This window comes from Paenibacillus dendritiformis, from assembly GCF_945605565.1.
GTDB classification, from domain to species: Bacteria; Bacillota; Bacilli; order Paenibacillales; family Paenibacillaceae; genus Paenibacillus_B; species Paenibacillus_B dendritiformis_A.
Window position 1 is genome coordinate 3507210 of record NZ_OX216966.1, and the last position, 21194, is coordinate 3528403.

At 56.1% G+C, this 21194-nt stretch carries 12 protein-coding genes; 10 read left to right on the top strand and 2 right to left on the bottom strand.

The window, feature by feature from the left end:
* Both NNL35_RS15435 and NNL35_RS15440 read left to right on the top strand, forming a co-directional pair.
* Complete coding sequence (locus NNL35_RS15435) at window positions 1-2523, top strand: ABC transporter permease (protein WP_254553573.1); 2523 nt, start codon at window positions 1-3, stop codon at window positions 2521-2523.
* A gap of 26 nt (window positions 2524-2549) precedes the next feature.
* A complete protein-coding gene (locus NNL35_RS15440; protein WP_254553574.1) occupies window positions 2550-2699 on the top strand; it encodes a hypothetical protein in 150 nt (49 codons plus the stop codon).
* 155 nt (window positions 2700-2854) lie between these two features.
* Here NNL35_RS15440 and NNL35_RS15445 read toward each other — a convergent pair whose 3' ends face one another.
* Window positions 2855-4072, bottom strand: a complete 1218-nt coding sequence (locus NNL35_RS15445) for a cytochrome P450 family protein (RefSeq protein WP_133383804.1) — start codon at window positions 4070-4072, stop codon at window positions 2855-2857.
* Window positions 4073-4503: 431 nt separating this feature from the next.
* On the opposite strand from NNL35_RS15445, the gene NNL35_RS15450 reads away from it, so the two are divergent.
* Window positions 4504-5214 (top strand): alanyl-tRNA editing protein, encoded by a 711-nt coding sequence (locus NNL35_RS15450; RefSeq protein WP_254553575.1) that lies wholly within the window; start codon window positions 4504-4506, stop codon window positions 5212-5214.
* Window positions 5215-5480: 266 nt separating this feature from the next.
* Here NNL35_RS15450 and NNL35_RS15455 read toward each other — a convergent pair whose 3' ends face one another.
* Window positions 5481-5648 (bottom strand): hypothetical protein, encoded by a 168-nt coding sequence (locus tag NNL35_RS15455; RefSeq protein ID WP_254553576.1) that lies wholly within the window; start codon window positions 5646-5648, stop codon window positions 5481-5483.
* A 935-nt stretch (window positions 5649-6583) separates the two neighbouring features.
* On the opposite strand from NNL35_RS15455, the gene NNL35_RS15460 reads away from it, so the two are divergent.
* From NNL35_RS15460 to NNL35_RS15490, 7 genes are all read left to right on the top strand, one after another.
* Window positions 6584-9874 carry a M60 family metallopeptidase gene (locus tag NNL35_RS15460; RefSeq protein WP_254553577.1) on the top strand — a complete coding sequence of 1097 codons (3291 nt, stop codon included), beginning with the start codon at window positions 6584-6586 and terminating at the stop codon, window positions 9872-9874.
* Between the two features lie 392 nt (window positions 9875-10266).
* A complete protein-coding gene (locus NNL35_RS15465) occupies window positions 10267-11826 on the top strand; it encodes an extracellular solute-binding protein (protein ID WP_254553994.1) in 1560 nt (519 codons plus the stop codon).
* 63 nt (window positions 11827-11889) lie between these two features.
* The gene (locus tag NNL35_RS15470) at window positions 11890-12858 is read left to right on the top strand and encodes an ABC transporter permease (protein WP_254553578.1); all 969 of its coding nucleotides are present in this window, start codon (window positions 11890-11892) and stop codon (window positions 12856-12858) included.
* 66 nt (window positions 12859-12924) lie between these two features.
* Entirely contained in the window at window positions 12925-13749 is an 825-nt protein-coding gene (locus NNL35_RS15475; protein ID WP_254553995.1) for a carbohydrate ABC transporter permease, read from the top strand.
* 186 nt (window positions 13750-13935) lie between these two features.
* Window positions 13936-16326 carry a helix-turn-helix domain-containing protein gene (locus NNL35_RS15480; protein WP_254553579.1) on the top strand — a complete coding sequence of 797 codons (2391 nt, stop codon included), beginning with the start codon at window positions 13936-13938 and terminating at the stop codon, window positions 16324-16326.
* A complete protein-coding gene (locus NNL35_RS15485; RefSeq protein WP_254553580.1) occupies window positions 16323-17522 on the top strand; it encodes a glycoside hydrolase family 88 protein in 1200 nt (399 codons plus the stop codon). Before NNL35_RS15480 ends, NNL35_RS15485 begins: the two co-directional genes overlap by 4 nt.
* A 39-nt stretch (window positions 17523-17561) precedes the next feature.
* Window positions 17562-20879, top strand: a complete 3318-nt coding sequence (locus tag NNL35_RS15490; protein ID WP_254553581.1) for a glycosyl hydrolase family 95 catalytic domain-containing protein — start codon at window positions 17562-17564, stop codon at window positions 20877-20879.
* The last annotated feature ends 315 nt before the right edge of the window (window positions 20880-21194 follow it).

Genomic DNA, 21194 nt, shown 5'->3' on the forward strand with positions numbered 1-21194 from the left:
ATGATCCGTACGAACAATGGGAGAACCGTATTCCATATCGCGAAGAGAAGCTTGCAGGCGAACCGGCTGCGCAACCTGATCATCGTATGTGCGGTAGTCTTGACCACGCTGCTGATCACCTCCGTTTTTACCATGGGATTCAGTATCAATAGGTCTATGGAGCTTGCGCAAATGAAAACGGCGGGAAGTGATTTCCACGGCAGCTTCAAATACCTCAAGCCGGATGAGGCGGAGAAGCTGATCCGGCATCCGTCCGTCAAACAATATGGAAAATCCGTGTTGGTTGGCCGTGCCGCAAACGCTGCATTCAAAGGAACGACGGTGGAAATCAATCAAATTGACGACACTATGGCCGAACATAGCTTTGTCACATTCAAGGAGGGTGGCCTTCCTTCCCGAGAAAATGAAATTGCGATGAACACCTGGATACTGGATCTGCTCGGCGTTCCTCATGAAATAGGGGCAAAAGTCCGGCTGGATATGGACATCAACGGTCAGCACATGTCCAAAAACTTCATCTTATCGGGTTATTACGAAGCGGATCGGTATGTGGCGATGTCGGGGCTGGTGTTTGTATCGGAGCCTTTCGTACAGAAGAACATTGCGCACATCGATCCGGAAGCATCCAGGCGGACGGGCAGTTATGCCAATACAATAAGACTGGATGTCATGTTCAACAATGCTTGGGATATCGAGAAGAAGATCAAGAACGTTCTATCCGAGGCCGGGGTTGACGCGTCTTATGGGGTGAACTGGGCCTATACGAGTGTATCCTTTTCTGAAAATATTGCCAATGCACTGCCCTATGCCGGGCTGGTGCTCATCATTATGCTGAGCGGTTACCTGCTGATATACAACATTTTTCATATTTCGGTGGTCAAGGATATTACATTTTACGGTCTATTGAAGACGATTGGGACCACACCCCGGCAGCTTAGAAAGATCATCTCCATTCAGGCCAATCTATTATATGTGGTCGCTCTGCCCCTCGGCCTTGCCTTAGGTTACGGGATCGGACGCTGGGTAACGCCGATGATAACGGGTCTGTCTTCCGAAAAGATAGAGACCTCGTATTCGGCCAGTCCGTTCATTTTCGCGGGGGCGGCGCTGTTCTCCTATATGACGGTCCGGATTGCTGCAAATAAGCCGGGCAGGATGGCGGCAAGGATTGCGCCCGTCGAGGCGGTGAAGTTTGCCGGGATCAGCGGAAGCAGCAGAAGGAAAACCAGGAGAACCGTTCATGGAGCAAGGCTATCGAGAATGTCCCTGGCCAATCTGCTTCGCCACAAGAAAAAGCTGTTCCTGATGCTGGCCTCGCTGTCACTGAGTATTATTCTGTTCGGCACGATTTACACCGTAATCTCATCGTTCAATATGAACAAATACTTGAATTCCTTCATCTCGGGGGACTTCGTTGTCAAAGAAGCTTCCGCAGGCGGCAGAAGGGCTATCGATAAGGCCGGCTATGCGCTGACGGAGGACATTGGCAAGGCGCTAGGGGCAATTGATGGCGTGAAGAGTCTGGATAAGGTGTATTACAAGGAAGTTCAGTTCCAGCTCAATGAAACGGTTCGATCCCTGCTGGAGCCTGTGGCGGCGGCTGAAGATCCCGGCATGCCTGTTTTTACATCTATTTTGGAAAAGGGAGCAGTATGGGTGCAGCTTCATGGGATCGATAGCGGATGGATTGACGTGATTCAGAAGAGCGATATTGCAGCCGGTGCATTTGACCGGGAGATATTCGACTCCGGGGACTATGTATTGATTACGGAAACGGCATTAGAAGACGATCAATATGCAAGTTATTATCAACCGGGCGACCGTATCAAGCTGGACGGCATGGAAAAAAGCTATGCGGTGCTGGCGGTGATGAAGCCGGATGCGCTCTATGCGGCAGGGACGCAGTCTTATCGCAGCGGGGGCTTCAATGTGTATTTCCCGGCGCACGAGTTCGTCACTTCGATCGACAACCCTGAGATTCTCTCCGTTACACTTCACGCCGATCCTGCCAAGCGGGATCAGGTGGCGCATGCTGCGAAGGCCGTAACTGCCTCATTTCCAGATCTGATGATGATATCGAGGGAAGATTACACCAAGGAGATGCAAGGGTTCATCCGCATCTTCCAAACGGTCGGTTATGGATTAAGCTTGGTCATCGCTCTGATTGGCATCTTGAACTATATCAATACGGTCATTACCGGGGTGCTCTCGCGGCGGAATGAATTCGCCATGCTGGAAAGCATCGGCATGACCAAAAAGCAGCTGAAGAAAATGCTTGTGTATGAAGGGCTCTACAGCGTGTTGTTCACATGCGCAATTGCGGGAACGGCAGGCATGTACATCATCTACCGGGCAGGGAAAGGGATATCGGAAAATCTGGCTTTTACGGAGTTCACCATGAACATATGGCCCATCGCGTCCCTCATTCCGCTGCTGGTCACGATCTCCTTGGTCGTAACGCTTGCCGCTTATCAATCGCTCTCCAAATCGACTATCGTGGAAAGACTCCGGGCAGTGGAATAGCCAGGTTCGCGGGAACGATTAAATCCGTGAGTGGAAGCCGTCCCATCAAATGCCGTCCTATTGGAAGGAGGGTCGTCTTCGCCAGTTATTCGGATCAGGAAACGGCGCTGCCGCTGCAGCATATGCATGCGCTCATCGAAGCCGCCGCTTCTTCGTCAGCGGATCCTCCTTCATAATGCGGACTGATTTCCCCATAAAAACGGCTTGAGGGCAGCTGCAGGCAAGTGACGGCTGAACATCGCGCTTGCGGATCCAAAAGCCTCCCGAACCGCACGAAGCGGATCAGGAGGCGGGAAGCGGATATGCATGTCAACTCAGCGCGTTCACGTCGTTACTTGAATTCCAGCGGCAAGGAGGCGAATCCGCGCATCAGATAAGTGGGCTGCCATTCGAGCTGCTCGGGCGGCACGGCCAGCTTCATGCCACTCCGACGGCGCAAGAGCGTGCTGATCGCAATCCGTCCTTCCAGGCGGGCGAGGGGAGCTCCCAGGCAATGATGGATACCCATTCCGAACGCGATATGATGGTTCCGCTCCCGGGACAGTATCAGCCGATCCGGCTGCTTGAAGTACTCGGGATCGCGGTTGGCCGAGGCAAGCGCGACTAGCACCATGTCCCCCTTCGAGATGAGCTTGCCGTTCCATTCATGATCTTCTCCAATCCAGCGGTTCGTTGCGAATTCGACCGGGCCCATGAACCGGAGCAGCTCTTCGATGGCGGAATCCATTAAGGAAGGGGTGTTCCGCAGCGTCTCCAGTTCATCCGGATGAGTCAATAACGTGAATATGCCATTGCCAATCAGGTTTACGGTCGTTTCATGCCCGGCGATGATCAGCAGGAGAATCGTCGATATCAGTTCCTTTTCCGACAAGGAGTCTCCTTCGGATTCCGCTTGAACCAGCAAGGATAACAGATCTTCCTTCGGATCTCGCCGGCGCTGCTCAATCAGGGCCGTGATATAGTCCGTAAAAGCGTCTATCTCCGATTCGATTTGCTTATATTTCTCCGGCACATTGATGGCCGAGACGAACGCATGGGACCATTGGCGGAATTGATCCCTCTCTTCGCCGGGCAGACCCAGCATCTCGCTGATGACAATAATCGGAAGGGGATAGGCATAATCTTGAATCAGCTCCATGGAGGCCTGATCCTCCACTTGATCGAGCAGCGCATCCGCTATGCCCTGAATACGGTCCTTTAGCCTTTCAATCATGCGAGGGGTAAATGCCTTTTGCACGAGGCCGCGGAGCCGGGTATGATCCGGCGGGTCCGAATTGAGCATATGTCTGAGCATCAGGTCCATTTGGGACGGGGGGAGTCCCATTTCGTCGGGCGTGATGAATTGGAACAGATTTTTCTTCAAATGATCGGCTTTCAGAGCGGCTACGGCGTCCTTATAGCGGGTCACGATCCAGGCTGTCCTGCCGTTGGGCAGAATGATTCGGTGAAGCGGATCATGTTCTCTGAGCTTCTCATACAGCGTATAAGCATGATCCTTAAAATCGGATGAAAAAGGATTGACCGTCGGGATGGTTGGGCTTGTGGCCATTCGAGCGCCTCCTTCATTCATATTTCGCGGTTACCGGACAAGTATAACCACTCTTAATAATTATACTAGAAATAACTGAATATGACATCATGAACATATATTTCTTTTTTTGTGATGCCGAGTCTATTAGGATAATATGAATCTAGCCCGATGGTAACCGTTCGGATGGGAGAAGGTGGGTGCGGCATTGGAGTTCATTTTGAACAATGAATTTCTTAGCGGAGATAGCGTTGATTACGGAACATGTATGGAAATACTTGACTTCCCGGCCTATCGAAATTATAGTAAGCAGTAATATAACTACTAGGAATGGACTGGCTGGATTTCGCTCGGCGCCAGGAGGAACGGTTCGCTTCGTCAGGAGCCGTTTTTCTGACATTCGATTGTAGTGGTTGGGTTAATAACGTCTAATAGAAAAGGAGAGGTAATCAATGACGAAAGAATTGTTTTTGGAAGATTGTTATCTGCAGGAATGCGAGGCGGCTGTGCTGGAAGCGGTCGAGGACAAAATCATCCTGGACCAGACCGTGCTGTACCCCGCAGGGGGAGGGCAGGAGCATGATACCGGCTTCCTGGAACAGGATGGCCGGACGTTCGAGGTCTACAGCGTAAAACGGGAGGGCGGCCGCATTGTCCACTATGTGAGGAACGGAGCGGACTTGAATCAAGGACCGGTCCGCGTGCGTGTGAACTGGGAGCGTCGCCTGGGGCTGATGCGCCATCACACCCTGCTGCATGTGCTTGGCGCGGTAGTCTACCAAAAATATGGCGCTTTGTGCACGGGCAATCAGATTTACCCTGATCGGGCGCGCATCGACTTCAATCAGCTTCAGGATCTGACGCCGGAGCAGCGGGACGATATCGTGAAGGAAGCGAATCGCATCATTGCGGCGGATGTTCCGATCTCCTACCGGACCGTAAGCAGGGAAGAGGCGGAGAATATTCCCGGCATGATTAAGACGGTTGTCAGTCTGCTGCCGCCCTCTGTCCGCACCGTCCGTCTCGTAGCTATCGAGTCGGTTGACGAGCAAGCCTGCGGGGGCACCCATGTCCGCAGCACCGGAGAAATTGGCGGGATGGAGATTACCGATATCAAAAGCAAAGGAAAAAACAATAAGCGCCTGGAGGTAAGGGCGGTATAAGCCGGCAGTTGGACGACCGGTCTTCCAGAGCCAGGTCGCCATTCTTTTGAGGTTCATGGCAGCAAACGTGGAAATCCTGCAAAATTACAGTTTTTTATCTCGATGATGGGGGAATTCTTTGCAAATCCTGCGAGGCTCAGGCTGTTGAGAAAGAAGTTTTGAGTAGGGAATTGATATTTCTACCGGCCTGAAAACTGCACCATTTCCCTAGACACGCCCATCCGGCAGGCGAAATCCGCAAAACTCCACGATTTCTCCAGACACGCCTATTCGGTACGCGAAATCCTGCATAAATACAGCAATTCGATATGGACGACTTTTCCAGAAAGGGAATCCTGCAAAATTACAGGAATTTCCCCGGTTTCGCTTCGGCTTGAAGCAAAAGGGCCTAAAATGATGTAGATTTGCAGCAATTCCTCGGGATGTGGACTCATTAAGACGAAATTCCTGTAAAATAGCAGCAATTTCCTCCGCACGTCCAAGCCCCAGGAGGCAACGATGCTTCCAGCAGGCCGATAATGCTTCCTGAAGGCGATGATGCCCCCAGCATCCGACGCGGTCGCTTGGACCCGTAAAATCAGGCTATTGAGTAGTCTATGGGACTTTTTACCTGTGATGGCTCTCTTCACCCGGTAGAAAAAATCGATTTAAAAACGCTCTGAGAGCCAAGTTTGGATGAGGAAAATGGACTATCTCCACCCCTTCGCAAAAAAACAGGGGTTTTCCAACAGCCTGGAGGCTGCAGGAATTCGGCTGTTGCGGCCGAATTGGAGCCGTAACGGGTTGAAATTGATGTATATATGCAGGATTCCAGTGAGCGTTAAGCGGCTTTGAGGAAAATCCTGCATTCTTGCAGCTTCAGTGTATCGGATGCTGATGCTGGTGTGATGTTAAATCCTTGAACTCGTCGATGGACCTCGCTCGCATGCCATTTTATTGACTGCCCTGTGTGTCAGCACTTCCGTGCCGGTGATAGCCGGCGTCCTGATGATTGTTGGCGTCGTTACGGCTTGAATAATGTGTGCTGGCAAGCTGCGATGATCGCGGCCAAGCCGCCGGGGATGACCGGAACGGCTTCGGGTTTGTGTAATGGGACAAAGAAGCAGCCGCGGTGCCCCGAAGGGGCGCTTCCGTCCACTTGCGGCGTCATTGCAGGAGGGAGAGTTCATCGCCGATGAAGAAGCTTCCGCCTGGGCCCCCCTTCTCCGCGGAATCGAGGGCCCCCGTCCAGGGGAGCCCTCTTTTTTCTATCCCATCGACTGCTAAAAAGTACAGTGAAATCTTAAATATCGTTGGTGTTCATGCCGCGCCTCCTTCATGTATGTTCATCTAGTAAGCACACTCTATCCGGCAAAGGAGATGAATAATGTTGAGTACAAGAACAGGCAAGAGGATGCGAATCGCGGCATGCGCGTTGGGGCTGTCCATGGTGATGGGGCAGGCGGCTGCTGGGGCATACCCCACAGACGCATATGTCACTGGGGCATACGCCGCAGATGAAGACGCCGCACACGCATACGCCGTCGACAGAGGCTTCGCCGCCGCCAAGACGCGGGCGCAGACGGAGCCCGGGAGCGGGAACCGGGCGCGGGCAGCTTCGCAGCATGATCTGGATGTGATCTACCGTGACCTGGGGGGATATCCTTCCGTATCGGCCACCTACAATGGAGGCGTCGCCGCCATCGGGGACAGCGCCTTCGTGCTGGCCGCCAATCCGGAGACGACGCCGATTCTGGCGGCGGCCCGTTACGGCGCAGGGCGGGTCGTCGTCGCCGGGGACGATTCTTACTTCAAATTCACCTCCGATATGACCGATGATCGCCGCACGGTCGCCCGCAATATCCTCATCTGGGCAACCGAAGAAGCGGAACCTCTCACTTATCAGGATGCGCTTGACGGCGCAGGCACGCTCCCTCTGCTCACGGCGACAAGCAAGAGCTTTACCGCAGATTCCCGTTATCCGATCCAAGTGTTGACAAGTGATTCCTTCCATTCGTTCGAGCTCGATCCTGCCCGCTACCCGGTTGCCTATGTGGACGCGACGATGAAGCAGGACGAGATCGATACGCTGGCTTCCTATGTGGAGCGGGGCGGCAGCATCGTCGTGGCGATGAAAGGATGGGTCATGGAGCAATATCCGAATGTGTTCCTGGGGGAGGCGTATCAGGGACGCACGGCCAAGCTGAACGAGGATTATCCGCTTCAGAGGCTGCTGAACCGGATGGGGCTCGGCCTGATGAACAATATTGCGACCACGAAGACAGAGACGTTCCCCAAGCTGACGGAAGAGGGGGCGAATCATTATCACGCGGCTGCTCTGGTTGATCAGGCGAAGCGGGTAGAAGCAGGGGAGTTGGATCCGAATCTGCTCGAGATTGGCCCGGCGGGAGCCGATGCGAAGAAGAAGCTGCAGGTGCTGGCAGCCATCACCGGGGGCACCTTCGGCGGCCTGACCGCGGAGAGTCCGATGCATGCGCAGATTCAACAGGACGCCGAGCAGCTGGACACGGATCTGAGCTTCCCGCTTGACCGCTCCCTGTCTCCTTATTCCAGCGCCTTGCTCGCGTACAAGTTAAGTCTGGTCGGCAATCAGCTTGACGCTCCGAAATCCCCGTATGCCGACAACTTCCCGGGACCCGTTCCCGCCGATGCGCCGCGAGTGCGGCAGAAGACGGTCGCGGTTGATTTCGATTATTCGACCTTTGATCATTTGCGCCAAGGCACGGTGCCGAAAAATTGGATTAGCACCGGATTATATGCGCCGGCAGGGGAATGGCTGACGGTTCATGTTCCGGAAGGAACGGCCGGGCTGGATGTGCAGGTGGGCGCGCATACGGATAATTTGACGAGCCAAAATGTATGGAAACGCATTCCTGTCGTCACCCAGCGGAAGGCGCTGGCGCCGGGCGAGAATCGAATCCGCAGCCCGTACGGCGGACTTCTCTATCTCATTCCGACGAAGCCGCAGGCAGGCGTCCAGAAGGACATTGCGATTCAGGGCGGAGTCGAGGCTCCTTATTATGTGCTCGGCCAGACGACGGAGGAAGAGTGGAGAACGGACATCAGCCAGCGCCCGGCACCTTGGGCCGAGCTGCAAGGGCGCAGAGTCATCCTGACGCTGCCATCCGAATATGTGCGGAATCTTGGCGATCCGAAGCCATTGCTGGAGCAATGGGATCGGATCGTGGAGTACACGGATGAAGTCGCCGGCTTGTCCCCGGATGCGCCGATGCCTCATCGCAGCGTGAATCTGCCGTTCCGCTACGTGGCGGACCGCCAGATCAGCGCCGGCTTCATGCATGCGGGCTACCCGATTATGTTCCAGATCGATCCGTCCGCGGCGCATGCGGTCGATATCGAGCGGGTCACGCGCAATGGCTGGGGCTTCTGGCATGAGACCGGGCATGAGTATCAGCAGGGCCCGTGGAGTTGGGACGTCACCGGGGAAGTCACGGTCAATATTTATTCCCTGTACGTGCAGCAGAAGTTCGGCAATCCAAGCAATCTGCTCACCCGCAACAGTGAGGGACAGGATTTCTATGATCGCGCCCGGGATTATTTGGAGCAGAGCGATCCGGGCACGACGGTGTACGGCAAGTCCGGTCAGGATCTGTTCGTCAATCTGGTCCTGTTCCGCCAATTGTCGTTAGCCTACGGCTGGGACTTCTATCAAGAGCTGCACCGCGCCTATCGCGAATTGCCGGCGAATCAGCTTCCGGCGGATAATCAGGCCAAGATTGACCTGTTTGTCGTCATGGCCTCGAAGACGGCGGGGGAGGATTTGACCGAATTTTTCGATAAATGGTTCGTCAAATATACGCCCGGTACCGTGAAGGCCCAGATCGCGGCCCTGAACCTGCCGAAGCCTTCGCAGCCGATCTGGGAGCTGCGCGAGAGCGAAGGCATCGAGGCGCCGGTCATTGAGCTTGCGCCTGATCAGGAGTGGACCAAGGAGAAGGTGGAGGTGAAGGTGACCAACCCGACTCCGATAGAGGAAGGCTCTGGCTTGAGAAATCAGTACAAGATCGGGGAAGCCGGCACGTGGACGGAATACCGGGAGCCGTTCACGATCGACGCCGAGGGCGAGACGAACGTCTATGCCAGGGTGAGACAGCTCTCCGGGGTAACGAGCGACGAGGTGATGGCGAGCGTCAAGATTGACCGCACGGCCCCGATCATCGAGGCCTCGGTAACGGATATCGTCTATGGCAGCGCCCCGGTCACGCTGCCGATTGCGGCGACTGACGCCTTGAGCGGCGTGCAGGCGATTACGGTGCTGCTGGATGGCGTTCCGCTGGAGGCTCCTTATGTCATCGTTCCGTCGGAGCTGGCGGCAGGACGTCATGAACTGAAGATTACGGCGTCTGATCATGCAGGGAATGTTCGTGAAGCAACTCTTGCCTTCACAGTAGTGAAGACGGTCTCGGTGCAGGATCTGTATGAGGTGGTGGATCGGGCGGAGGCCGAGGGGCGGATCACGAACCGCGGCATCGTTCAGGCGCTGAAAAGTCATATTGCGAAGGTGGAGAAGGGGGACTTGAACGACCCGGACACATATCGGGCGCTGGAGCAGTTCATTCAGGCCCAGTCCGGCAAGCATATCGATGAGCAGACAGCCAGCGAGCTGCTTCGCCTCATTGCGCAACTGAAGGATGCGTAAATGAACGATTGGTGAGCCATTCTTCCTCTGGGAAGGATGGCTCCTCTGCTTCTTGAAGCGGGGAGCAACCCGCGCCAATACAGGGAAGAATGCCGGGTTACCTTAAAAATCGTCAGCCTATTTTTAAAATAATCAGTCCCCGATCTTAAATTAATACGGTCCCGGCGGTAAAGTCGGGAGTATTCAAGGAACGGAGCCTTCCGGTATCGTAAAAAGGGTAAGGCAAGAGAGGAGAACATCTCATGTGAGGGGGGCATTGTGAAGTGAAAGAAGTGAAGGAACCGAAGGGAGCCAAGGAACCGAAGGAATCGAAGGTATTGAAGCAGGTTCACCCATGGCGTCGCGTGAAATTACATCCCGCAAAACGCGTATGCATCTCGCTCCTGGCTGCCATGATGGCGTTAACGCTGGCTGCCTGCAGCGGCGGCTCCGGATCGAACGGTCAAGAGGCGAACGGCGACCAGCCGCCCGAGAAGCTGACGAATCTGACGTATTGGGTGCAGATGGTCAGCCAAGTCTCCGCCACGCTGAAAAGCTACAATGAAATCGAGGCTTATAAGGAATTGGAGAGTGTCACGGGGGTAAAGGTGGACTTCCAGCATCCGCCGGAAGGGCAGCAAGCGAAGGAGCAGTTCAATCTGATGTTGACCTCGGATAAACTGCCGGATGTCATCGAGTATTCATGGACGAGTTATCCGGGCGGCCCCGAAAAAGCGATTAAGGACGGCAAAATCATCCGCCTGAACGAGCTGATTGATCAGCATGCGCCGAATCTGAAGAAGGTGCTGGAAGCGCATCCGGAGTGGAAGAAGGAGATTATGACGGATGAAGGCAGCATCTATGCGTTCCCGTTCATTCGTTCGCATGATCGGTTAAAAGTATTTCTCGGGCCGACGATCCGGCAGGACTGGCTCAATAAGCTGAACCTGGAGATGCCGACGACGATTGATGAATGGTATGCCGTGCTCAAGGCGTTCAAAGAGAATGATATGAACGGCAACGGCAAGGCCGACGAGATTCCGCTCTATCTGGCCAAAGGCGATGTGGACGCATCGACCGCCTTCCTGGGCGCCTTCGGCATTAATGCCGGATTCTATCAGGAGGGCGGCACCGTCAAGTATGGACCGACGGATCCGAGGTTCAAGGAGTTCCTGACGCTGATGAACAAATGGTATCAGGAAGGGCTGCTGGACCGCGACTTTGCCACCACGGATGCGAAGCTGCTGGAAGCGAAGATCACCGGCGGGCAGATCGGCGCGGCCGTGCTGTATACGGGCAGCGGGATCGGCAATTACAATACGCTCATGAAGGACAAGGACCCGAATTTCCATCTCGTCGCCGCTCCGTATCCCGTCATGAACAAGGGCGACAAGCAGATTTGGGGATATAAGGACTTCGCGTATACGGGCATTGGCGCCGCGATTACGACGAGCAACAAAAATCCGGTCGAGACGGTAAAATGGCTCGATTATGCGTATTCGGAGGAGGGCACCCTGCTGTTCAACTTCGGCAAGGAAGGCGTCAGTTACACGCTGGAGAACGGCAAGCCGGTATTCAAGCCGGAAGTGCTGAACAATCCTTCCGGGCTTCCGCTGATTCAGTCGATGTCGCAGCATAACCGCGCGACGTTCAGCGGACCGTTCATGCTTGATATCCGCTTCGACGAGCAGTATACCACCTCTCCGGACCAGCTCAAGTCCAAGGAGATCTGGGCGGAGCCGACGCTGGAGCTGAAGCTGCCGCGCACGACGCCGAACAGCGAAGAGAGCAGCCGCTATGCTTCCATCATGAACGATATCAACACCTTCAAGGATGAGATGTATTTGAAGTTCATTATGGGGCAGGAGCCGCTTGACAACTTCGACAAATACGTCAAGACAATCGAAGGCATGGGGCTTCAGGAAGCGATCGGGATTCAGCAGAACGCGCTGGAGCGTTATAACCAACGTTAATGCGGCGAGAAGCGGGAGATTCTCTCTCGCTTCTTCCATACAACGAGGAAAGTGGGGACACGGATGGCAGCTTCACCACCGGCGCTTCAGCCCGACAAGAAGGCGAAAGAACGCCGCAAGCTCGAAAAGCGGAGCCTCATCAAGAAGGACTTGAAGCGGAATAAATATATTTATTTGCTGGCGCTTCCGGTTATCGCGTATTACGCCATTTTCCACTATGGACCGATGTACGGCCTGCTGATGGCTTTCAAAGATTACAGCATCGCGGACGGCATCTGGGGCAGCAAGTGGATCGGCTTCGATCATTTCAAGAACTTCTTCGACAGCTACTACTTCGGCCGCCTGCTACGCAATACGATCCTGATCAATGTTTACGAGCTGTTGTTTGCCTTTCCTGCGCCGATTATTTTGGCCCTGCTGCTGAATGAGATTCGGGGGCGAATCTTCAAGCGCACGGTGCAGACGATCTCTTATCTGCCGCATTTCATCTCGATTGTCGTCGTGGTGGGGATGATGTTCGATTTTCTGGCGCGGGACGGATTGATTAATCAGCTGCTTGGCTTTCTGGGCATCGACAGCATTCCGTTCATGTCAGAGCCTGGCTGGTTCCGGACGCTGTTCGTAGGCTCCGGCATCTGGCAGGGACTCGGCTGGGGCTCGATTATCTACCTGGCCGCGATTGCCACGATCGATCCGACCTTGTATGAAGCAGCCAAGATCGACGGAGCCGGGCGCTTCAAGCAGGTGCTTCATATTACGATTCCGGGAATGATGCCGACCATCGTCATTATGTTCATTCTGAACATGGGTTCGATGATGAGCGTCGGCAGCGAGAAGGTGCTGCTCATGTACAGCCCGCTTACGTACGAGACGGCGGATGTCATCTCCACCTTCGTCTACCGCAGAGGGGTGCTCGATTCGGATTATGGATTCACGACAGCGGTCGGCTTGTTCAACTCGGTGGTCAGCTTTATTTTGCTGGTCGTCTCCAATACGATCAGCAAGCGGGTCAGCGAGCACAAATTATGGTAGAGAGGAGGCGGGCCGTTGAGAACTTCACTCGGAGAGAAAGTGTTTACCGGATTCAATACGATATTGATGCTGCTGCTCTGCTTCGTGACGCTGTATCCGTTCATCTATGTCGGATTCGCTTCCTTGAGCAGTCCCGCCTCGCTCGCTCAGCATCGCGGGCTGCTGCTGGCACCGCTGGAGCTGAACTTGAGCGCGTATAAGGCCGTATTCGACAATCCGATGATTACGACGGGATACCGGAATACGCTGATCTATGTCACCTGCGGCACGGCGATCAATCTGCTCTTGACGGCTATCGGGGCTTATGTGCTGTCGCGGCGCAATCTGTATTTCAAAAATATTCTCATGCTGCTGATCGTCATTACGATGTTCTTCGGCGGGGGACTGATTCCGACGTACCTGCTCATTAACAAGCTCGGGATGCTGAATACGGTCTGGGCCCTGCTCATTCCCGGGGCGATCAGCACCTTCAACATGATTATTATGCGAACCGGATTCCAGTCTGTTCCGATTAGTCTGGAGGAGTCGGCGCGCATCGACGGGGCGAATGATCTCGTCATTCTGTTCCGCATCATCATTCCGTTATCGATGCCGGTCATCGCGGTCATGATCCTGTGGTATGCCGTCGGGCATTGGAATTCCTACTTCAGCGCCCTGATCTATATGCGGGATCGGGAGCTGTTCCCGCTGCAGCTCGTGCTGCGCGAGATTCTGATCACGAACTCGATGGACAGCATGATGACCGACTCCGGGGCGGGCGATCGGATTGCGATTGCGGAGACGATCAAGTATGCGACGATCATTGTCTCGACGCTGCCGATTCTGGTGCTCTATCCTTTTCTGCAAAAATATTTTGTCAAAGGCGTATTAATCGGAGCTATCAAAGAATAGTTCAGTAACAGCAGGCAACGCAGATCCGAGCCGCGCGCTGACGCTTCACCGTCCTAGTGCTCCGGAATCAAATGGGCGCGCAACGGAGGATTGGCGGTCACAAATCAAAAGGAAGAAGCAGGGAATCGGGGATCGATCACGAAGGATACATGATTCATTCCAAATTCAACAAGCGGAGGGATCATCTTGCGATCGATAATGAACCTTCTTCTGAAGCTTCGCAAACGCAGCTTGAGCCGCGTCTTGACGGCGATGATTGTGTCGAACCTGTGCTTGCTGCTGATTCCGGTCACCATGGGCTTGTTCCTCTATACGATGGTGGAGGATGTGCTCGAAAATAATGCCAGACGGTCCAACTCGGCGATGCTGGAGCAGCTTCGGCTATCGATGGATCATAAGCTGAAGGAGCTGGACATCCTCGCGAAGCAGGTGGCTTTCAATCCGAAGCTGACCGCTCTCCTCAGCTCCAGCGGAACGGCAAGCGAGGAGTCGTATAAGCAGGTCGAGTTCGTGCGCGACTATTTGAACCGCTACCAGAGCTTCGCCAGCGGCTTCGTGAAGGACTTCTATGTTCATCTGCAGGCGGGGGACCTGATTCTGAAGCCGGGACTGCGAACCGACGCGACGACCTTCTATGAAAAGTATTACGCGTATGCGGAGATGGATGCGGAAGCCTGGCGCTCCGGCATGCTGGATGGCTATCACAGCATGACCTATCTGCCTTCGGCTGCGCTGCTGCAGGATCCGGTCAATGGCGGGAGCCCGGCCAAGGTGATCACGTATGTGCAATCGCTTCCAATCTATGAAGTGAGCGGGACGCGCGGCTCGCTGGTCATCTTGATCGACGAGCAGAAGGTGCAGGAAATGTTCAAGCAGATCGAGCTGGCGAACGATAGCACCATCTTCATCGTGAATCCTAACCGGGAGATTATCGCGGCTACCGATCCCGACCTTGAGATGCCTGACGAGATGGCGGATCAGTTGGCGAAGGGCTCCGGCTTATTCAATTACGCCTGGAATGGTACCGATAGCATCGTGTCTTATACTTCGTCCGCGGAAGCCGGCTGGCATTATGTGTCGGTGATGCCGAAGGATCGGTTCATGCAGCGGGTCGAGAGCATGAAGCAGATCGCGCTCTTCGTCTTGATCGTGGCCTTGGGATGCGGAGGGGCGACGGCTTACTGGATCGCTTACCGTCATTATAGTCCCGTGAAAAGAATGGTCGACGCCATTATCCAAGGCAAGCCGGATCGGAGGCGGCCGGGGAATGAATATGAGTTCATCCGCGAATCGATCGAGGGGACGCTGCTCGAAGAGAAGCATCTGCGCAGCCGTCTGCTGCAGCAGGCTCCGGTCATCCGGAGCAATTTCCTCTCGCGCCTTATCCGCGGGTATGTAGATCTCGATCGGGAGCCGCTCGAGTCTCAGCTCGACTTCCTGAATATGGAGTTCCTGTCGGATCGGTTCGCCGTCTTCATCGTGCAGGCGGAAGACATTACGGGGTATGCGAACCAGGAGTCGGAGGCGAAGTGGACGCAGATTCGCTTCATTATCTCGAATATCGGAACCGATATGATTCAGGCCCGCCATATCGGCTATGCCGTCGAGCTGGAGCGGGACCGGATTGGCTTTCTCTGTAATTTCGACCCTGCGCTGGCGGAGGATCACGCGAAGGATCTGCAGGAGATGACCGAGCAATTGCTGGACATGATGCATAACCGGTTCCGCATCTCCTTGACGATCGCGGTCAGCGATATTCATGAGGGTCCCGCCCAGATCGGCCATGCCTATCTGGAAGCGCTGGCAGCCTTCGACTACCGCATGTTCCGGGGACGGAATGCGGTTATCCATTTCGGCGAGATTCAGGATGTCACCCCGCATTATTATTATCCGCTTGAATTCGAAGCGCAGCTGGTCAACCACGTGAAGAGCGGGGATACCGAGAATGTCGGGAAGCTGCTGGACAATATTTACGAGATGAATTTCAACGCGGCCAAGACGACATTCGAGCTGGGGATGTGCCTGTTTTTCAATATTATGAGCACGTTCCTGAAAATTACGAATTCGACCAATACGGATCATGCAGCGCTGCTGGGCCCGAATATCGATCCGATCAAAAATCTATTCAATTATAAGACCGTGGAAGAGATGCACGCCGAGACGAAGCGCTTGTTCGTACGGCTCACGGCCTCCTTCCAGACGGCTCAGAGCGATCACAGCAAGCAGCTCTTGGCGGACATTATGCAGATGATCGAACTTCATCTGCATGATCAGAATCTGGGGCTGGTCATGATCGCGGATCATTTCGGCATGACTCCGCAGTATGTATCCAGCTTCTTCAAGAAGGCGAGTAACCAGAATCTGACCGACTACATTACCCGTGCCCGGATTGATCTGGCGAAGGCGCATATGGCGCAGTCCGATCTTACCAATGCGCAGGTCGCTCAGATGGTGGGGTATACGAATGACGTCGTATTCATTCGTGCCTTTAAGAAGCTGGAGGGAGTGACCCCGGGCAAGTATCGCATCAGCATTCAGCGTTCCTCTTGCGAACGCGATAAGGAGGCTAATCTATGACCACCACGAATATTTTTCGGGAAGCGATCGCGGAACCGCATCGCTTCGGGGTGAGCGGGCAAGCGGTATGGAGCACAGAAAAATGCGATCAGGCGATTGAATATGTGCTTCGCCAGATCGATCGCAATCTGGAGCCGTTCGCCCGCCAGTTCCCGGCGCCGGCAAGCGTCAATCTCATCTATCCGGCTATCGGAAATACCGAATGGACCTCGTCCTTCTGGACGGGCATGCTCTGGCTGGCCTATGAAGTGACCGGCGAGGCGAAATACCGGAACACGGCCGAACTGCAATTGGAGAGCTACAAGGAGCGGATCGAGAAGCGGATTGCGACCGGGACGCATGATCTCGGCTTCCTCTATTCGCTGTCCTGCATCGCCGCCTACAAGCTCACCGGCAATACGGAAGCGAAGGCGATCGCGCTGCAGGCCGCGGAGCTTCTGATGGAGCGCTATTTCGCAAAGGCGGGCATCATTCAGGCATGGGGCAATCTGAACAATCCGAGCCAGCGCGGGCGGATGATCGTCGATTGCGCGATGAATCTGCCGCTGCTCTACTGGGCTTCCGAGATGACGGGGGATGATCGCTATCACGAGGCGGCGGAGCGCCATATCCGGCAGACGGCGAGCTATCTCATTCGCGGCAACGCTTCGACGTATCACACGTTCTATATGGATACGGAGACGGGCGAGCCGAAGTACGGCAAGACCGCGCAGGGCTATGCCGACGATTCCTGCTGGTCGCGCGGCCAGGCGTGGGCGATGTACGGGCTTCCGCTTAGTTACCGCTATACCCGGGATGCGGCGCTGCTCGAGCAAGCGGAGAACGTGACTCATTATTATTTGAACCGGCTGCCGGCTGATTATGTCTGCTATTGGGATCTGATCTTTACTGAAGGGGAGGAAGAACGGGACAGCTCAGCCGCGGCGATCGCGGCCTGCGGGATGATGGAGCTGGCGAAGCATCTGCCGCTGACGCATGAACACCGCCGGCTGTATGAGAATGCGGCGCTGCTGACGCTTGATTCGCTGGCGGCGCGCTACACTTCGGCCGCGCGTCCCGAATCGAACGGAGTGCTCCTCCATGCCGTCTACGGCAAGCCTCTCGGCAACGGCGTCGACGAATGCTGCATCTGGGGCGATTATTTTTATTTCGAGGCGCTGGTGCGGGCCCGAACAGACTGGCGCAGCTATTGGTAGGCGGCGAATGGAAGCGAAGCAGGCGAAGGAGGCGGCATCATGCATACGGTAAGCTATGAAAATGCCCCGAGCGGCTGGAACGAGGCGCTGCCGCTCGGCAACGGGCATTTCGGCGGAATGATGTTCTTCGAGGATAATAAGCTGACGCTGGCGATGAATCATTACGAGGTGTATTACCGGAAGCTTCACCGTTATAGCCAGACGTATAGCTCCGGTGAGCGGCGTCCTTACCGGAAGATGTACGGCCGCACCTATGAGGAACTGAAGGAACGGGCGCGCGAGATGTACCGCGATCCGGAGCGGGAGCCGTTCTTCCTGTACGGCGACGCGCTGTCGGAGCATAATCTGCACCGCCGCTATGGCAAACCGGCCGGAGGCGTGTCACATTATCCGACCGGGGAAATTGGGCTGTTCCCGTCCGCGGAGCTGGCGGACCCCGACCGCTATGTCCTGCAGCTTGACGTCGAGGAGGCATGCGTCCGGCTGTGGATCGAGCGGGGGAAGGACGAGCTGGAGATGCGCACGATTGTTGCCCCGGACGGCGATTATATCTTGTGCGAGATCCGGCAGACCTGTCCTTCGCTGCTGGAGGCGGTGTCGCTGTCGCTTCCGGCCCGGAGGTATACGGAGCTGGCCGCAGATTATTGGCAGGTCGATGACACGACCTTTTGCTATCGGGGCTCCTTCTATCCGGACGGTGAGGACCGTGAGGCGTATGAGCCGTTTTCTTTTCTCGTCATGACGAGGATCGCCGGAGCGAAGGGGATAGCGGACATATGCGCTGACGGGATGCGAATCCGCCTTGAGGCGGCCGAGCCGTCCGTGACGCTGCTAACGACCGTCGTGACCGAGGCGCCGGATCTGGAGGCCGCCGCGCTGGAGCGGTTGAATCGGGAGGCCGCCCGGGTCGAGCGGCTGAAGGAGTGCCACCGGGCGCACTGGACGCGCTTCTGGGAACGGTCGTCCGTCTCCTTGCCGGATCCGCTGCTGGAGGATCTGTGGCATATCAATCTGTATGCGATCGCCTGCAGCAGCGGCAAGGGCGGGAGAATGGCCGAGCAGGCCTGCGGTCTGAACGGCCTGTGGGATATTAAGCAGCCGACCAAGTGGGGCAGTATGTGGTATTGGGACGTCAATATTCAGGCGGCGTTCTGGCCGCTCTATACGGCGAATCATCTGGAAATCGCCGAAGCGTTCCACGACGGGCTGCTGTCCTATGCCGGGGAAGCGGAGCGGATGGCGCGGGAGTTTTACGGGCAGGACGGCATCGCGGGCGATTATCCGCATGCGCTGTACTACAGCATCTGGCCCTGGTGCGCGCAATTTTTGTGGGACTATTACCGCTACAGCATGGATCGGCAGTTCCTGCAGGAGAAGGCATATCCGCTGTTCAAGCGCATCCTGCGGTTTTTCGAAGGGATTGTGGAGGCGGAGGGCGAGAGCGGAATGTATGGCGTCTTCCCCGACATCTCGCCGGAGCAGGGGCCGCTGACGCGGAATTCGGTCAGCACGCTGGCGACGGTGAAGCATTTGCTTCGCATCGCTGTTGAAGCCAATAGGCTGCTGGGCGAGGCGGAGGAGGATTACCGCCGCTGGAGCGAGCTGGCGGAGCGGCTTGCCCCTTATCCGACGGGCGAGTCGAAGCGTTACGGCCCCGTGCTGCGCGATTCGGAATGGGCGCCCGCCGACATGCATCTGCGCCATCCCTCGCTGCTGATGCCGATCTATCCGATCGGCGAGCTCAGCAAGCATAGCGCGCCGGAGCTGCGGCAGCTCGCGGAGAACACGCTCCGCTATGCGGAGCATCATACCGAATTCGGCGTGTTCCAGTTCGGGTGGCTCTCCTGCGCGGCCTCGCGGCTGGGCAAGGGGAACGCCGCGCTGCGGCTGCTCTACGAGCAGGGCATCGATCTGTCGCTGCGGAGCAATGGCTTGTTCGCGGAGGAGACGGAGCGGTGGATGAACTACTGCAACATTACGAATGAACCGCTCTATCATCCCCATATGATGGAGGCTTCCGGGGAGGTCGTCGCCGCCATTAATGAAATGCTGCTGCAAAGCTGGTCCGGCGCCATCGAGGTGTTCCCCGCCATCCCGTCAGGAGAGCCGGAGCCAGAACGTATGGCCGGTCTGTACGCGCATGAGGTCGGCCATAAGGTTCGCCCTTACGCCAAGTGGGACGAGTGCAGCTTCCGCAATCTGCTGGCGGCGGGCGCGTTCGAGGTTAGCGCCGCCCTGAGAGAAGGCCGCACGGCCTGGGTCAGGCTGAAGAGCAAGGCGGGCCAGCGGGCCGTGTTGGTCCATCCGTTCGGCCCGGAGGTGGAAGCGGCCGTGGCGCGGCTGGACGAATCCGGGTGGAGCCCGATCCCGCATCATCGGGAGCAGGGGCGGCTCGTCTTCGATACGGAGGCAGGCGGAGAGTACGCCGTGTATCCGGCGGCGATTGCGGTTGATGGTCTCTCGCTGCTTCTGTGCGGGGAGGCGGGAGCCGAGGCTAGGGCCGCAGGGGCGGCAGCGGGACAGTGGGATGAGCCAGGCCAGTCCGATAATCCTGGTGAGGCCGCTCTGTCTAGTGATGCGGGGCGGACCGGTGAGGTGGGGCAGTTCGGTGAAGCGGGACAGTATGGTCAGGCAGGGCAATCCAGTAAGGCGGAACAGTCCGGCGAGGTGGGAGAAGTCGATGTGCCAGTTCAAGCTAGTATGTCTGGTCCGGATCGTGCTTCCCCGCGCGTCCGCGAGGCGCATACGGGCCGGCGGGTTTTTCTCGGGAAGGATCGGGACACGCGGCATTATCAGTTGCTGGATCATTTCACCTTCGATTATTATACGGGCAATTATCGGGAATCGCGCCTCGCCGCCTACCGGATCGATTGCGGCCCGGGGAAGCGAGCCAAGCATTACGGTAAGGCCTTGCCGAGGCAGGTGCATATGGACGGCATCGTCGGCCAGGCGTTCCGCCCGTTAACGCCGCAGATGTCGTTCACGCCGTATGCGGGCATCGGCTGGGCGGCTGCCGGGGAGCTGATCGCGGAGGACCGCGGGGGGCCGGATGAGCTGCGGCGGGATTTTATCGGCGGGACGGAGGAGGCGACGCTCTTGATCGAGCTGCCGCGAGGCCGCTACGATCTGCTCTTCGTCTCCGGAGAGAGCGCCCTCCCTTCGTATACGATCGTCGAGATCGAAGGGCAGAGCGTCTGGAAGCCGGAACGGCCGCTGCGGGCGGGAGAATTCGCGACGGATATTGTGCCGATCGCGCAGAGACGGGACGGCTACGCGGCGATCCGGTTCCGCTCCGGTGAAGGCTTGCCCTGGCGGGTGAATGTGCTGATTGTGAACAAGAACTATCCGTATTTGTGAGATCTAGATTTTCAAAGAGTAGGCCGATGCTAGCGAATGTCGCAATCTGTGCGGTCGTGCTGAAGTTAATCCGAGTAAATTCGTAGATCAGCCATGTCTGATGCCGGTTAGCGGGCATTGCGGCGGATTGTAACTCGCTGCTGCGGCGGGGGCGCGGAAGCTTAATGCGCGTGTGCTGGGTTTGAGCAGTAGTATGAGTCGTGCTGAGTCTGGAACAACTAGTGTGGGGATGGTGCTTCTGCGTAAGTAGTATGGTTGCATGACACATCAGGGCCAGTAATATAGTAAGTGCTGCGTTTGCAACAGTAGTTTCTT